Source organism: Psychromonas arctica DSM 14288 (assembly GCF_000482725.1).
GTDB classification, from domain to species: domain Bacteria; phylum Pseudomonadota; class Gammaproteobacteria; order Enterobacterales; family Psychromonadaceae; genus Psychromonas; species Psychromonas arctica.
This window is the reverse complement of record NZ_AXWP01000065.1, coordinates 1-14,510: the sequence shown is the minus strand read 5'-3', so window position 1 is coordinate 14,510 and position 14,510 is coordinate 1. Positions and strand designations below refer to the sequence as shown.

Sequence of the window (14,510 nt, the reverse complement as noted above, 5' to 3'; positions counted from 1 at the left end):
CACTAAACTGCGCTTTTTCGCCTTGAACTAAGCATAAATAGCTTAGCCCTGAGCATTTACGTTTTTATTTTGGTAAAAAGCACTCAGTTTTAATGGGGGCTGAGTAGTTACAAAATATGATGCTTCATTTTTATATGGGTATCGATAATGCGAGGTCTGTTATTTGTAATGACAATAGTCCAATTTTATGATCATTTAGTTCATTTATTTATGCCATGGACGATTAAGACAGGCAACATACTACCACAATATGAGTAAAAAATGTGCAATTAAGAGTGCTGAAAGTAGTCTCATTTTTTAATTTAGTCATTAAAGAAAGCAAAATAGATCGATAAAAATTGATCTTTAGACCGCTACTATTCATTCACATTATTGGGGATAGATAAATTAATACTTTAAGCTTGGCTAAATTTTGGTTATATTAAGTAAGCTTTTAGTGATTTTCGGTTGTTAATAATAAACGCTTGAAACAAGGGCTCGGTATTATCGAGTCAAAAATCATAGTTTTCATTTAACTAAATTCAACTGAATTTTACCTAATATCACTATGGGCAAACTGCTATGCAAAAAAATCTAAATATTAATCCAAATACTAATCTAAATACTAAAACACCATCTCCTTCACCAACTTCTGATAAATCAGCGATTAACGCGATTCGTGCCAGCTTCTTACATTTTGTTGAAGATCCTGCTCAGCTCGACAATGCAGAAGAAGCTTACCAATATATTGAAGATGGTTTGATGGTGATTGAAAATGGTAAAATAAAGTCACTTCAAGCTTTCGAACAAAAAAACGCAGACTTATGTGAGTCGGTTGAAGACCAACGTGGCAAATTAATTATGCCTGGTTTTATCGATACACATATCCATTACCCACAAACTGAAATGATAGCCGCTTATGGCGCACAATTATTAGAATGGTTAGAAACCTATACTTTCCCGACCGAAAAACAATTTTCTGATAAAGAGTATGCGCAAAAAATATCTGAATTTTTTGTTCATGAACTGCTAAAAAATGGCACAACCAGCGCCTTAGTATTTGGTACTGTGCACCCTGAATCAGTTGATGCTTTGTTTGAAGAAGCGCAAAAAATAGATATGCGATTGATAGCTGGTAAGGTGATGATGGATCGCAATGCCCCTGAATACCTCTTAGATGATGCACAATTAAGTTATGAACAATCCAAACTATTAATTGAAAAGTGGCATAACAAAGGGCGTTTACAATATGCAATCACTCCTCGTTTCGCGCCTACTTCAACACCTGAACAATTACAGTTTGCAGGACAGTTAAAAGCCGAATACCCAGATGTTTATGTGCAAACGCATTTATCAGAAAATATAGACGAAATTAATTGGGTTAAATCACTTTTTCCAGAGCGAGCAGGGTACTTTGATGTTTACCAACATTATGGGCTGACTGGTAATAAGTCTATCTTTGCACACTCTATCCACCTTACTGAAACCGAGTGGCAAGCAATGGCTGAAACGGACTCAGTGATCGCATTCTGTCCGACTTCAAATTTATTTTTAGGCAGTGGACTATTTGATCTAGAAAAAGCGGATAAAAATAATATTCGCGTTGGCTTAGCAACAGATGTAGGAGGAGGCACCAGCTTTTCTCAGCTGCAGTCACTTAGTGAAGCCTACAAAATCATGCAGCTGCAGGGCAGAAAATTATCGGTCTTTAAAGGCCTGTATTTGGCAACATTAGGCAGCGCAAGATCTCTCAGCTTAGATGACAAAATAGGAAATTTTGTTACAGGTAAAGAAGCTGATTTTGTGGCATTAAACTGGGCAGCGACGGATTTACAAAAGTTACGATTAAAGAACTCTAATAACCTACAGGATAAGTTATTCGCTTTGATGATGTTAGGTGATGAGCGTAATGTTGAAGCTACGTATGTTGCCGGAAAATTAGTTTATAGTGCTGTATAAGGGGTTTTTGAATAGGCATAATAAAGGAACTTAATTATTTTTTGTTTATCCCTATCTATAGGTGAGCAAAGAATTTAAACTTTACACTTTATGCCAATTTAGATAGTCATTAAGACAAAAAGTATAATGTTGGTGCTAGTTTATTGTTTGTGAATTTAGCACCTTTTGTCTGATTGCTCTCATTTAGTCTGTAACAGGAAATACCATGAAACTAACTCAATTAACCGCTGCAGTTTACGATAAATTTTATACCGATATTACGCAGTTTAGAGAAACCTTCGATCTGCCTTGTGCTGCGCCAGAAACCTTGGATGAAAAAGCAGATGCATTACATAGTTCATTGATTATTGAAGAATTAACTGAGTTGGCAGAAGCGCCATGCAAAGTTGAACAGGCGGATGCGATTGTTGATAGTGTGTATGTTTTAATGGGGCGTGTGGTTCACCTTGGCAATAAAAATGTTGAAGATAATATCGCTATTAGCTATTTAGTGGATCTGTTTTTAAATGTAGCCAAGCAACGTAATATTGATTTCATGGCGTGTTGGAATGAAGTGCATTCAAGCAACATGAGTAAAGTATGTCGTAACCAACAAGAGTATGTTGAAACAGAAGCTTTTTATGCTGAGCAAGGCGTGAAATTAGTAGATAGTGTTAAAGGTGAATTTATCATTGCTAAGTGTGCTGAAGATGTACAATTAGAAGGTAAATTAGTTCGCCAAGGTAAAGTGCTTAAATCGGTATTTTACCGCCCTGCCGATTTGGCTCCCCTAGTTAACGGTTAATACCTTATTAGCTAAGTTGTTGCTGATTAAATCACTGTTAATAAGTCATTGTGAATTAGTAACTCAACAAAAAATTACTGAATAAGTTTGAAACCGCAGTTAGTCGCTTACTAACTGCGGTTTTTTTAGCTCATGCAAAATTAATTTCTACATGGTGTCCATTAGCGGTTGCAACATTCTCATATTGCCAACCATAGTGCTGAACTAACCTCGCCGTTAACTCTAATCCCAAGCCAAACCCAAGCTCTTCATCATGCTTATCATCACTCATATTTTGATTGTTGATCACGAGGCGACTCTTAGATTGTTGGATCGTTATAATGCCTTCTTGAGTATGCTGTAAAGCATTTCTAATGAGATTAGTGATCACAATTTGACATAGTGCTTCAGGTAAAGAATGGATACTGATATCAGTTTCAATCGTGACATCTACATTTTTACCATTTAATAAATAAGTAAGTTGTTCTAATAATTGTTGTGTCATTAAACCCAATGAGATTGATTTAACTGGGATGGATTTATCAGATTGGCGGTTTAACCACAATAGTGTTTCGGTTAAATCGGTCATGGTAATACTCGCGCGTTCAATACGGTCTAATACGACCAGTTGTTTTTCACTACTAATACCCTTCGATATCATTTTTCGTAGTAACTCAGTATTAGTGCGAGTGACTGCTATGGGAGTGCGTAACTCATGGCTAGCATAACCTAAAAAGCGTTTTTCTCGTTTTAAAATGGTTTGCACTGATTGTAAACTCGATTGCACAATCTTAGCTAAGCTATTCAATTCACTATAATGAAAATCAGGTGCAGGAAGAGACAATTGTTTTTTATTTAATTGTTTCGCCCACAGCATCAACTTTTCTACGGGGGTCGCGATTTTTCGCAAAATAAAATAAGGGGCTAGGGTAAACAAAGCCATTACCGTTAACCCAATCAGCAGCAGGTTTATAAAAGGTGGCGGCCCCGAGTCTTCGAATTTAGGCCTACTCTCTGACGTAAGCATTGATGAAATATAACGATCTTGACCATCAACATCTAACCTGATCGCAAAGTAAGCGGCTTTAGGTTGCGAAAAAGGAGGTTTACCATCAAGCGCCTTTAATAATTGATTGTCTTCTAAGCTATTTTGATCTAATTTTTCTTGAATAATAGGAGGAAGGTCTTGCCATCTACTAGCCACAACAAAATCATTAATGCCGACGGGGTTTCCTTCTGAGACATTTTCAATATTCGCAATAGAACGCATCGAATCACCGATTGCGATATCAATACCATAAACAAAATATTTAAAGCTAACTACGGACATGATGGAGATGGTAGCAACACCTGTTATCAGCATCATGACTAAAAAATACAGCTTTAAACTTGGGATGATCTTCATAACTTATTACTCATTCTTTAAAACAAACCCATAACCGACAATGGTGTGAATTAATTTATTATTGTTGCTGTTTTCAGTCTCGTTATTTACTTTACCATCCACCGATTTTCTTAAGTTATACATATGTACTTTTAAGCTATTACTATCAGGTTGATGCTCCCCCCAGACACTTTGTACTAATTTTTCTCTGCTCACCGGGTTCGGACTTGCAAGCATTAATGTTTCTAAAATTTTAAAGCTTATAGGGGATAATTTTAAGGGCATAGCGTCACGTGACGCCGTTTGTTGTTTGGTATTTAATTCTAAACCACAAACATTGAGCTTTTTAACTTGCCCGCTACGTCGACGAGATAATACTTGTACTCTTACAATTAACTCTTCCATCGCAAAAGGTTTCACTAAATAATCATCGGCTCCTTTGGAGAAACCTTGTAATTTATCATCCAATGTATCTTTTGCTGTGAGCATTAATATAGGCACATCAATACCCTGAGCCCTGAGTTTTTCACACACTTCTAAGCCATTCATTTTAGGCATATTCAAATCTAAAATAACCACATCATAGCTATTCGTTTTAATCAAGTTAAACCCCGACAGGCCATTAGCAGCATGATCACAGTGAATTTTTTCAAGCTCAAAGTAGTCAATCACGGCAGTTGCCAAGTCAATATCATCTTCAACTAACAATAACTGTAACTTATTTGAATCCATGATTTTTCCTTAATTTGTGTAATCGGTAGAACTTTACTTGAGGCAAATACAATAACAATTGTAAGGTTAATAGATGGTTAAGACCAAACAATTAGTTTTTATGAAGTTGTAAAGTTGTGAAGTTGTGTAGCTTGATAGGTGATGAGACAAAAAAAGCGACTCATTGAGTCGCTTGTAAGTATATGCAGATTTTTAGGGGTAAGTAGCTGTTAAACTTAAGCTTCTTATTAACGTACACCAACTAAAATTAAGCCGGGTAAGATAAAGAAGGTGCCGATAACGTACCCAAAGGCGAGCAGTTTATTCTCTGTGCCCACTTGAGCTAGTTTCTCTGCACCTTTTAACGGTAGCTCACGTAGGAATGGAATACCGTATATAACAACAACAGCAAGAAAATTAAACAAGAAGTGTACTAAAGCAATGGTTAATGCTGCTTCTGCCATGGGGCCTGAAATTGCGGTTGCTGCTAATAATGCGGTGATCGTTGTACCAATGTTTGCACCTAACGTGAAAGGATATATTTGACGAGTGGTGAACATGCCGCTGCCTGCTAATGGGATCATTAAGCTAGTAGTAGTTGATGAAGATTGCACCATCACTGTCATTAATGCGCCTGAACTGATACCTGCAATAGGACCTTTACCTAAAGCGTTATGCAAGATGGCTTTTGCTCTACCCACTAATACCTTTTTCAGTACTTTACCTAAGAAAGCCACTGAGAATAAGATAAGCGCAACTCCGGCAATGACCATTGCAATACCAGCCATTTTCCCCGGAATTATAGACGTCATATCTGAAATTAGATTCACGCCTGGTTTTGTTAAAGGCTTCATAAAATTGAAACCTTTAAGGGACATATCTGCACTACCAACCAATAAATGTGATGCCGCACCAGCCATCTTTTCTAATAAACCGAACATTAATTCAAGCGGTAAGAAGATAAGTACTGCAATTAAGTTAAAAAAGTCATGCACTGTTGCAGCGCTAAAAGCACGTTTGAAATCTTCCTTATCTCGCACGTGTCCGATTGAAACAATCGAGTTAGTGATCGTTGTACCTATATTTGCACCCATGATTAATGGGATTGCAATTGAAATTGGCAAACCACCGGCTACTAAACCAACGGTTACTGCTGTGACGGTAGAAGATGACTGAACTAACGCCGTTGCTAGTGTACCTAGGATTAAGGCAACAAGTGGGTTACTTGCAAATTGAAATATCTCTTCAGCCCCTGCAGCTCCTCCTGAAAATAATTTAAAACCGCTGCTAACTGTGCTCACTGCAACTAGCATGCAATAGACTAAAAAGATCACGGCAGACCAATTAATTAGTTGTTTGAAAGTACTGCTGTTATTTTCATTATTCATTTTATTAAGCCTATTAGTAGAAAGCTATTTATTGCACAAAGGTTATGTATTTTTTTAATGTGCCGATTAGAACAGAGTTTTGTTACAGAAATATTTCAGTTGTCATAAAAAATTAGTTAATTTTAAAATAATGATGATTATTGATTTGAAAATTATAATAGATAAAGGTTTTATTAGGGTTTTAAAAAGGGCTGGATGATTGGTGGAAGCTGATAAGTGAAAAGTAAAAGGGACAAAAATAAATAAAAAGCAGAGTGTGATTAAACACTCTGCTTTATTTTAATGGCTAACGGTTAAACATTTGTGTCTAAGCATCTATTATTAAAAAGTAATAAAAATAACGATAAAAATTAAAGCTGTTCTTTTAACTGATAAAGCATTGCCAAAGCTTGTTTTGGGGTTAAATCATCCGGGTCTAAGCTGGCTAATAAAGTGATGGCTTGATGCGGCTCTGGCTGTGAAAAGTCCAAACTGCATTGTACCGAAGCTTGCTCTGCATTACTTTCTATTAACGGCTGAGAGTTAAGTTGTGATTGCTTTTGCGATTGCAGTGAGGAGGCTTCTAACTGTTGTAACTTTTGCTTTGCATTATCCAATACTGATTTAGGAACACCCGCCAATGCGGCAACTTGTAATCCATAACTTTTATTGGCAGCACCTTCTTGTAAAGCATGCAAAAAGGCAATGCTATCGCCATGTTCAACAGCATCAAGATGCACATTAACTAATTCTGGAATGGTTTCAGGTAAGCGTGTTAACTCAAAATAGTGCGTTGCGAATAAAGTATATGCTTGAATTTTTTGTGCTAATTGCTCCGCGCAAGCCCAAGCTAAAGAGAGGCCGTCAAAGGTACTGGTACCACGACCAATTTCATCCATCAAGACTAATGAGTTTGGCGTAGCATTATGCAAAATATTAGCTGTTTCTGTCATTTCCACCATGAAGGTTGAACGACCACTCGCAAGATCATCAGAGGCACCAATACGGGTGAAAATGCGATCAATAGGGCCAATTGTTGCACTTTGCGCTGGAATGAAACTGCCGATATGTGCCATTAATACCATCAGAGCTACTTGACGCATATAGGTGGATTTACCCCCCATATTTGGCCCCGTAATAATTAACATGCGACGTTTATCATGCAAGTTAACTGGATTGGCGATGAACGGGGTTTTACTTACTTGCTCTACAACTGGATGACGGCCTTCTTCTATTTCAATCCCGCTTTGTTGCTGCAAAACAGGGCGAACATAATTTAATGTTAATGCGCGTTCAGTTAATGTATTTAATACATCTAACTCCGCTAGAGATTTAGCTGTAAACTGTAAACTTTTTAAGTGAGGCAATAGTAAGTCAATTAGTTGCTCATAGAGTTGTTTTTCTAATGCCAGCGCTTTACCTTGGCTTGATAACACTTTTTCTTCATGTTCTTTTAGTTCGGCAATAATGTATCGTTCAGCCCCTTTAAGGGTTTGTCGGCGTACATAATGTTCCGGCACATGCGCCGATTGGCTTCGGCTTATTTCAATAAAGTAGCCATGGACACGGTTATAGCCGACTTTTAAGGTGCTGATACCAGTGCTTTCTCGCTCACGTTTTTCTAGTGCTTCTAAATAGTCCGTTGCACCTTTAGATAAGTTACGCCAATGATCTAGTTCACTGTTGTAACCTTCCTTGATCACTCCACCATCTCGAATCAATACCGGCGGGTTATCAATAACCGCCGTTTCTAATAGGTTCAATAACTCTGGATAGTTACCCATCTCTTCGCTAAGGTTAGCCACTAGGTCTTGAGGTAATTGCGCGATTAAGTGCTGTAACTCCGGTAGTAAAGAGAAAGCACAGCGTAAACGTGTCAAATCACGCGGACGTGCAGAGCGTAATGCAAGGCGAGCAATTACACGTTCAATATCACCAATCTGTTTAAGTGGAATTGAAAGGGCATCGGTCAAGTCGAAATCCATTAGTGTTTGAATCATGGTTTGACGATAATTGAGCACGGTTAAATTGCGTATAGGCTGATGGATCCAACGTTTTAACAAACGGCTGCCCATTGGTGTTACTGTGGTATCTAGTATCTGTGCTAACGTATTATCAGTACCGCCAGCAAGATTAAAGGTCAGTTCTAAGTTACGACGTGTGGCCGCATCTAAAATAACAGTATCTGTACTTTGCTCTAAAGTGATCGATTGGATATGCGTCAGTACAGTACGTTGTGTATCTTTCAAGTATTGTAATAATGCGCCTGCAGCACAAATAGCAAAATGTGCTTTTTCAATCCCAAAACCCACTAAGTCTTTGGTGCCGAGTTGTTGAGTTAAGATATTTTTACAGGTACCTAATTCAAACTCCCATTCAGGGCGGCGGCGAATTGTAGGTAAGTGCTCAATTAAATCAACACATTCAAAATTATCTGGGTACAGAAGTTCTGCTGGATTCAAGCGCTGTATTTCTGCTTGTAGTGATTCCGCTTTATTTACTTCATTAACAATAAAGCGGCCACTACCAATATCTAAGGAAGCAATACCAAAGGTGTCGCCTTGCTGATAAACTGAACATAATAAATTATCTTGTTTATCATCTAATAAAGCTTCATCGGTGATCGTACCTGGGGTGATGATACGTACAATCTTACGTTCAACAGGCCCTTTACTGGTTGCTGGGTCACCAATTTGTTCACAAATAGCAATTGATTCGCCGAGCGCAATTAGTTTTGCTAAATAGCCTTCCACACTATGGTAAGGAACGCCGGCCATAGGGATAGCATTGCCACCGGTTTTACCCCGTTGAGTGAGGGAAATACCTAATAACTGAGAGGCTTTACGAGCGTCATCGAAAAACAGCTCGTAGAAATCACCCATGCGATAAAAGAGTAAGGTGTCTGGCACTTCACTTTTTAAGGTTAAAAACTGTTGCATCATCGGAGTATGTTGTTTTAATTCTTGCGCTGTTGGCTTCATAATGAATACACTTAATAACTATTTCTAAAAAAGGCGGAAAATTATGTTTACTGAAAAAACCGTTAAAGAATTGGCGCAAGTATTAGGAGAAAAACTCACTAATGCAGGTTTAATTGCGACCACTGCTGAATCCTGTACCGGTGGTGGCGTAGCATACGCTATTACAGAAATTTCTGGAAGTTCGCTGTGGTTTGATCGTAGTTTTGTGACTTATAGTAATGGCGCCAAGACACAAATGCTAGGCGTAGATGCGGATCTGATTGATGAGTTTGGGGCCGTTTCAAAAGAAGTCGTTAATGCCATGGCAATTGGGGCAGTGAAGAATTCTGATGCTGATATTGCGGTTGCGATAAGTGGTATTGCAGGACCTGATGGTGGAAGCGATGAAAAACCAGTTGGTACGGTATGCATTGCTTGGTATAACGCACATAGTGGTCACAAAACTGAAACCTATTTATTTGTTGGGGATCGCTCAGAGGTAAGAACACAAGCCATTCGTTTAGCTTTATTAGGGTTAATCGATAATATAGAAACACATTTTTAATAAAAACACTTGATACTGTATAAATGAGCAGTATACTGCATGAATATACAGTAAATTATAGAACATCACTGGAGAGAATATGAGTCAGGACGCGAATAAAGATAAAGCATTAGCGGCAGCATTAGGCCAAATTGAGAAACAATTTGGTAAAGGTTCAATCATGCGTCTGGGAGATGGCGCAGCAATGATGGAAATCGAATCTGTTTCAACTGGCTCATTAGGTTTAGATGTTGCGCTTGGCATAGGCGGTTTACCTTATGGACGTGTTGTTGAGATTTACGGACCAGAAAGTTCAGGTAAAACGACGCTGACATTACAGGTTATTGCTGAAGCACAAAAACAAGGCAAGACTTGTGCATTCATCGATGCTGAGCATGCGCTTGACCCAAGCTATGCAAGAAAATTAGGCGTAAATGTAGACGATCTTCTTATCTCACAACCAGATACGGGTGAGCAAGCATTAGAAATATGCGACATGTTAGTACGCTCTGGTGCGGTTGGTGTTGTAATTGTCGATTCTGTTGCGGCTTTAACACCCAAAGCTGAAATTGAAGGAGACATGGGTGATTCGCACATGGGTCTTCAAGCTCGTTTAATGTCTCAAGCATTACGTAAATTAACGGGTAATATCAAGCAAACCAATACCATGGTTATCTTTATCAACCAAATTCGTATGAAAATTGGTGTGATGTTTGGTAACCCTGAAACTACAACCGGCGGTAACGCTTTAAAATTCTACGCTTCAGTACGTTTAGATATCCGTCGTATTGGTGCAGTTAAAAATGGCGACGAGATCACGGGTAATGAAACGCGTGTTAAAGTCGTTAAAAACAAAGTATCACCACCGTTTAAACAAGCTGAATTCCAAATCTTGTATGGTCAAGGTATTAATAATTACGGTGAGTTAATTGACCTAGGTGTTAAGCAAGAACTGGTTGAAAAATCAGGATCTTGGTATTCATATAATGGTAACAAGATTGGTCAAGGTAAAACCAATGCATGTAAATTCTTAGATGAAAATCCAGCTGCGGCTAAAGAGTTAGATGCTAAGTTACGTGAAATATTATTAGTAAAACCTGATTTGAAAGCAGAATCAAAAGAAGTTGAAACAGAAGCACCTGAGTAACTAGCTTAATGAGTTATTAGTTACTGTTTAACTGTGGCTAACTAGCAAAAAATAAAAACCGATGCCCACAAAGCATCGGTTTTTTGTTATACCAATTATATCGAATTAGAGCTCTAAATTTTACACAGAAAAAATAACTTAGTTTAAGGCGTAAGTTTAGGCAAATGGTTATTCCCTTTACGAAACTTACAACGAAGAAATAAGTTATTTTAATAAGTTAAAAGTTAAGCGATTAAAAATTTTAATAACAAAAACACTAGCATGCCAAAGAAGATGGTTTTTAATAAGCTCTTTGTCACTAAGCTGATAATGACACTAATGATGGCTGCTAATAAATATACATTACTGAAGCTGAAATCCATTTCTCCAAAAGGCATCACGACTGCGGGTACGATGATCGCAGTTAAGACGGCAGGAGGAACAAATTTTAATGACTGTTGCATCCATATAGGGAAAGTGATTTTTCCTGCGAAAGCAAACATCACAAAGCGAATACCAAAAGTGATCACAAACATTCCCAATATTAGCCAAAACTCATTCATGCTTGCTCTCCTTGATTAATCGACATCTTCTGAAAATGAACAACAGATAAACCGGCGGCAACCCCGATTAATGCGCTGATAATTAACCCTAATTTATTAGGTAAGTAAGCAAAATATAAGGAAGCTATCGCTGCACAGAACATTGCACTAAACATGGCTTTAGTATTTAAATAGGGTATTACCATACCAATGAAAGTCACAGACATCGCAAACTCTAATCCCCAACTTGTCATATCTGGAATAATATTACCCAGTACTAAACCTATTGCCGTTGCTGAACTCCAAGTGATATAAAAACTAAACATAGAGCCCAGATAAAAGAAGTGTGCAAATTGATGGTCGTCGCCTAATGGAGAGCCAGGTTGGTAACGTTGACTCATATTAGCAAAGGTTTCATCGGTTAAACCAAAGGCTAATAGTGTGCGTAATGCAAATGGTAAATGGCTTACTCGAGGCACTAATGCGGTTGCGTATAATAGATGACGTAAATTGACCACAAAGGTAGTTAATAAAATAATCTCTAGCGGTGCTTGCACTGCAATTAATGCCAGTACAATAAATTGAGCGGATCCTGCAAACACAATAAGTGACATTGCCATGGTTGCCCAAACAGAAAGGCCACTGGTTGGCGCTAATGTACCAAATAAAATACCAAAAGGAATTGCGCCTATGATCAATGGAATAGCAGCTTTGCAACCTGCTTTCATTTCGGCTTTTTTAAGCTGTTGATGATTGATAGCACTCTCCTTGAGTAGACGAATAGAATATGGCCCGTATTTGACCACAACAGAATGATTAATAAAACCTTCTTATTCATTTCAATAAATTATTTAATGCTAAGTAGTTAAAGAATCTACTTTTAAAATATTTTAAGATGAATAATCCCTTTTTTGTATCGATAGCGATAAATGAGGTGTGCATTTAACATTGTAGGATTATGCTTTGCCAAAGATATTCGACTAATAAACTCAATTATTGAAAGGATTGTAAATGACAAATTTGACTATCGTTGCGAGTATTATTGTTAAACAAGGGCTGCGTGACTTTGTAAAAAGTGAAATGACTAAACTAATTGACCCAACACTCGTTGAAGCTGGCTGTGTAGAATATCGTTTACACCAGAATAATAATAACCCTGAGCACTTTCTTTTTTATGAATGTTGGCAATCTCGAGAAGCGTGGCAAAAACATAGGGAAAATACGCATATGTCAGAATACCGTGCCGTGGTTGAAGGAGCTATCGAATCATTTGATGTCAGTGAAATGACTGAATTAAACTGATATTTAACCCGTTATAGCTTTAATATTAACCTGCTCACAGTTAAGTTTATTGTTTTGTAACTACTCAGGCCGTCGCTATTTAAGCCTATTTCTTCGTTGAAAAATGCTCATTTAAACCACTAAACTGCGCTTTTTCGCCTTGAACTAAGCATAAATAGCTTAGCCCTGAGCATTTACGTTTTTATTTTGGTAAAAAGCACTCAGTTTTAATGAGTGCTGAGTAGTTACATTGTTTTTACATCTTTGAATGATTACGGGTAATAGCGGATCCTATTAATGACCATTTTCACCATTTTCACTGTTTTCAATGTTTGATTTAAGGTCATGCCAAAGAGGTTTCTGTGCAAATTTATCACTGATAAAATCAATTAATAAACGGCAACGGTGAGATAAAAAACGTGTTTGTGGATAAACTGCATAGGCATGTAAATTGGGCAATTGGTGATCCGTTAATATCGCGACTAATTCCCCGCTAGCGATGGCTTGATGAACAATAAAGAGTGGTAACGCTACAATCCCCTGCCCATTAATGGCGGACATTTTTAAAAAATCGCCATTATTAGCTTTCATTCTTGCACTCACATCAAGTTGATGTTGTTTATGCTGCGGGTCTTTGATGTGCAATTTATTGTGACCATTTTGTGTATATTGTAATAAACGATGTTGACCTAATTGAGCGAGATTTTTAGGTTGTCCATATTGCTTTAAATATTCAGGGCTTGCACATAAACAATGGCGGATCGTTGTTAGCCGTTTTGCTTTTAACGTTGAATCTTTTAAGTCTGAAATACGAATAGCAAGCTCGTAGCCTTCTTCCACTAAGTCAACATGGCGATCAGATAAGTCGATATCAATACAAAGGTTATCGTGTAATTGACTAAATTCATCAAGAATAGGTGCAAGGTGTGTTAAACCAAAAGACAAAGGGGCCGTTAAGCGTAATGTGCCTTCAATATTGGTACTAATGCCACTTGTTTGTGCATTTAATTCGGCTACATCATTAAGAATAGTTAACGCTTTCTGATAATAAATTCGCCCTGCATCGGTAAGGTGAGATTGGCGAGTGGTACGTGATAACAACTGCGTATCGAGTTGCTGCTCAAGTTCCACTAAACGCCGACTCACGGCAGATTTTGCAATATCTAATTGTGCAGCTGCTTTACCAATGCCTCCCGCTTCTACGATACGAACAAACAGTGCCATGTTTTCCATCTGTCCCATTTATTGTTCTCCATTTGGCAATTATAAATTCAAATTATTGCTGTTTATTGTCAATACTTCAACAGTTATGATTTGTTCATTGGTAATATTTGATCATTAATAAGCTTTATTCATTAACAACCTTTATTCATTAATAAGCTTTATTCATTAACAACAACAGGGGGAGGAAACGATGAATGCGATAACCGAATCTAATAGGCATGATGTACTTGATAACTCAGATAATCGTCGTGAGCGGAGCATCAATAAAATTGTTTCTGGTGTGCCAACATCCGATGGTGATGGTGTTAAGTTAACGCGTATTATTGGCTCTCCACAGTTGGATATGTTGGATCCTTTTTTGTTATTAGATTGTTTTGAAAGTGACCAGGCTGAAGATTATATTGGAGGCTTTCCTACTCACCCTCACCGAGGTTTTGAAACGGTGACATACCTGTTGAATGGTAAAATGCGCCATAAAGATAGCGCAGGTAATGAAGGCGTTATTGAACCCGGTGGTGTGCAATGGATGACAGCTGCGAGAGGTATTTTACATTCTGAAATGCCAGAGCAAGAGCACAATGCCGTTCGGTTAAGAGATTTTAGGCTTATATCTTAACGGATATCTAGATGGAATATAGAGCACTGAACGTGAAAACGTTCGGTGTTTTCT

General features: G+C 37.8%; 13 protein-coding genes. 6 read left to right on the top strand and 7 right to left on the bottom strand.

All coding sequences use genetic code 11. From position 1 onward, the window contains the following. The first annotated feature begins 561 nt into the window (after positions 1-561). Both guaD and H592_RS0109570 read left to right on the top strand, forming a co-directional pair. Entirely contained in the window at positions 562-1,938 is a 1,377-nt protein-coding gene (guaD, locus tag H592_RS21960) for a guanine deaminase (RefSeq protein WP_084296252.1), read from the top strand. A 205-nt stretch (positions 1,939-2,143) separates the two neighbouring features. Continuing rightward, on the top strand, positions 2,144-2,722 hold the full coding sequence (locus H592_RS0109570) for a nucleoside triphosphate pyrophosphohydrolase family protein (protein WP_028868578.1): 579 nt from the start codon (positions 2,144-2,146) through the stop codon (positions 2,720-2,722). A gap of 130 nt (positions 2,723-2,852) precedes the next feature. Here the strand turns inward: H592_RS0109570 and H592_RS0109565 are convergent, their stop codons facing one another. The 4 genes from H592_RS0109565 to mutS form a co-directional block, all read right to left on the bottom strand. Further along, positions 2,853-4,106 carry a sensor histidine kinase gene (locus tag H592_RS0109565; protein WP_028868577.1) on the bottom strand — a complete coding sequence of 418 codons (1,254 nt, stop codon included), beginning with the start codon at positions 4,104-4,106 and terminating at the stop codon, positions 2,853-2,855. A 6-nt stretch (positions 4,107-4,112) separates the two neighbouring features. After that, positions 4,113-4,817 (bottom strand): response regulator transcription factor, encoded by a 705-nt coding sequence (locus H592_RS0109560; RefSeq protein ID WP_037071475.1) that lies wholly within the window; start codon positions 4,815-4,817, stop codon positions 4,113-4,115. A 227-nt stretch (positions 4,818-5,044) separates the two neighbouring features. Beyond that, on the bottom strand, positions 5,045-6,184 hold the full coding sequence (locus H592_RS0109555) for a Na/Pi symporter (protein ID WP_028868575.1): 1,140 nt from the start codon (positions 6,182-6,184) through the stop codon (positions 5,045-5,047). Positions 6,185-6,534: 350 nt separating this feature from the next. Next, positions 6,535-9,144, bottom strand: coding sequence for a DNA mismatch repair protein MutS (gene mutS / locus H592_RS0109550; RefSeq protein ID WP_028868574.1), 2,610 nt, complete (start codon positions 9,142-9,144; stop codon positions 6,535-6,537). A 43-nt stretch (positions 9,145-9,187) separates the two neighbouring features. On the opposite strand from mutS, the gene H592_RS0109545 reads away from it, so the two are divergent. After that, positions 9,188-9,688, top strand: coding sequence for a CinA family protein (locus H592_RS0109545; RefSeq protein WP_028868573.1), 501 nt, complete (start codon positions 9,188-9,190; stop codon positions 9,686-9,688). Positions 9,689-9,767: 79 nt separating this feature from the next. Next, complete coding sequence (gene recA / locus H592_RS0109540) at positions 9,768-10,814, top strand: recombinase RecA (RefSeq protein ID WP_028868572.1); 1,047 nt, start codon at positions 9,768-9,770, stop codon at positions 10,812-10,814. A gap of 224 nt (positions 10,815-11,038) precedes the next feature. On the opposite strand, the gene H592_RS0109535 is transcribed toward recA, so the two are convergent. Together H592_RS0109535 and H592_RS0109530 are read right to left on the bottom strand one after the other, a co-directional pair. Then, positions 11,039-11,356: an AzlD domain-containing protein gene (locus H592_RS0109535; protein WP_028868571.1), complete on the bottom strand. Its 318-nt coding sequence runs from the start codon at positions 11,354-11,356 to the stop codon at positions 11,039-11,041. Next, positions 11,353-12,141, bottom strand: coding sequence for an AzlC family ABC transporter permease (locus H592_RS0109530; protein WP_245600400.1), 789 nt, complete (start codon positions 12,139-12,141; stop codon positions 11,353-11,355). The genes H592_RS0109535 and H592_RS0109530 overlap by 4 nt, the downstream gene beginning before the upstream one ends. Before the next feature lie 205 nt (positions 12,142-12,346). On the opposite strand from H592_RS0109530, the gene H592_RS0109525 reads away from it, so the two are divergent. Further along, positions 12,347-12,637 carry a putative quinol monooxygenase gene (locus H592_RS0109525; protein ID WP_028868569.1) on the top strand — a complete coding sequence of 97 codons (291 nt, stop codon included), beginning with the start codon at positions 12,347-12,349 and terminating at the stop codon, positions 12,635-12,637. Between the two features lie 273 nt (positions 12,638-12,910). Here the strand turns inward: H592_RS0109525 and H592_RS21955 are convergent, their stop codons facing one another. After that, positions 12,911-13,858, bottom strand: a complete 948-nt coding sequence (locus H592_RS21955) for a LysR family transcriptional regulator (protein ID WP_051369114.1) — start codon at positions 13,856-13,858, stop codon at positions 12,911-12,913. A 172-nt stretch (positions 13,859-14,030) separates the two neighbouring features. Here H592_RS21955 and H592_RS21950 point away from each other — a divergent pair, with 172 nt between their 5' ends. After that, positions 14,031-14,456 (top strand): pirin family protein, encoded by a 426-nt coding sequence (locus H592_RS21950; RefSeq protein WP_084296251.1) that lies wholly within the window; start codon positions 14,031-14,033, stop codon positions 14,454-14,456. Positions 14,457-14,510: the final 54 nt, after the last annotated feature.

What these genes read in the sequence shown, in the direction of transcription:
- H592_RS0109545 (WP_028868573.1), top strand. Translation starts at nt 9,188, where the DNA reads ATGTTTACTGAAAAAACCGTTAAAGAATTGGCGCAAGTATTAGGAGAA.
- H592_RS21955 (WP_051369114.1), bottom strand. Translation starts at nt 13,858, where the DNA reads ATGGGACAGATGGAAAACATGGCACTGTTTGTTCGTATCGTAGAAGCG.
- recA (WP_028868572.1), top strand. Translation starts at nt 9,768, where the DNA reads ATGAGTCAGGACGCGAATAAAGATAAAGCATTAGCGGCAGCATTAGGC.
- H592_RS0109570 (WP_028868578.1), top strand. Translation starts at nt 2,144, where the DNA reads ATGAAACTAACTCAATTAACCGCTGCAGTTTACGATAAATTTTATACC.
- H592_RS0109555 (WP_028868575.1), bottom strand. Translation starts at nt 6,184, where the DNA reads ATGAATAATGAAAATAACAGCAGTACTTTCAAACAACTAATTAATTGG.
- H592_RS0109535 (WP_028868571.1), bottom strand. Translation starts at nt 11,356, where the DNA reads ATGAATGAGTTTTGGCTAATATTGGGAATGTTTGTGATCACTTTTGGT.
- guaD (WP_084296252.1), top strand. Translation starts at nt 562, where the DNA reads ATGCAAAAAAATCTAAATATTAATCCAAATACTAATCTAAATACTAAA.
- H592_RS0109525 (WP_028868569.1), top strand. Translation starts at nt 12,347, where the DNA reads ATGACAAATTTGACTATCGTTGCGAGTATTATTGTTAAACAAGGGCTG.
- mutS (WP_028868574.1), bottom strand. Translation starts at nt 9,144, where the DNA reads ATGAAGCCAACAGCGCAAGAATTAAAACAACATACTCCGATGATGCAA.
- H592_RS0109560 (WP_037071475.1), bottom strand. Translation starts at nt 4,817, where the DNA reads ATGGATTCAAATAAGTTACAGTTATTGTTAGTTGAAGATGATATTGAC.
- H592_RS21950 (WP_084296251.1), top strand. Translation starts at nt 14,031, where the DNA reads ATGAATGCGATAACCGAATCTAATAGGCATGATGTACTTGATAACTCA.
- H592_RS0109565 (WP_028868577.1), bottom strand. Translation starts at nt 4,106, where the DNA reads ATGAAGATCATCCCAAGTTTAAAGCTGTATTTTTTAGTCATGATGCTG.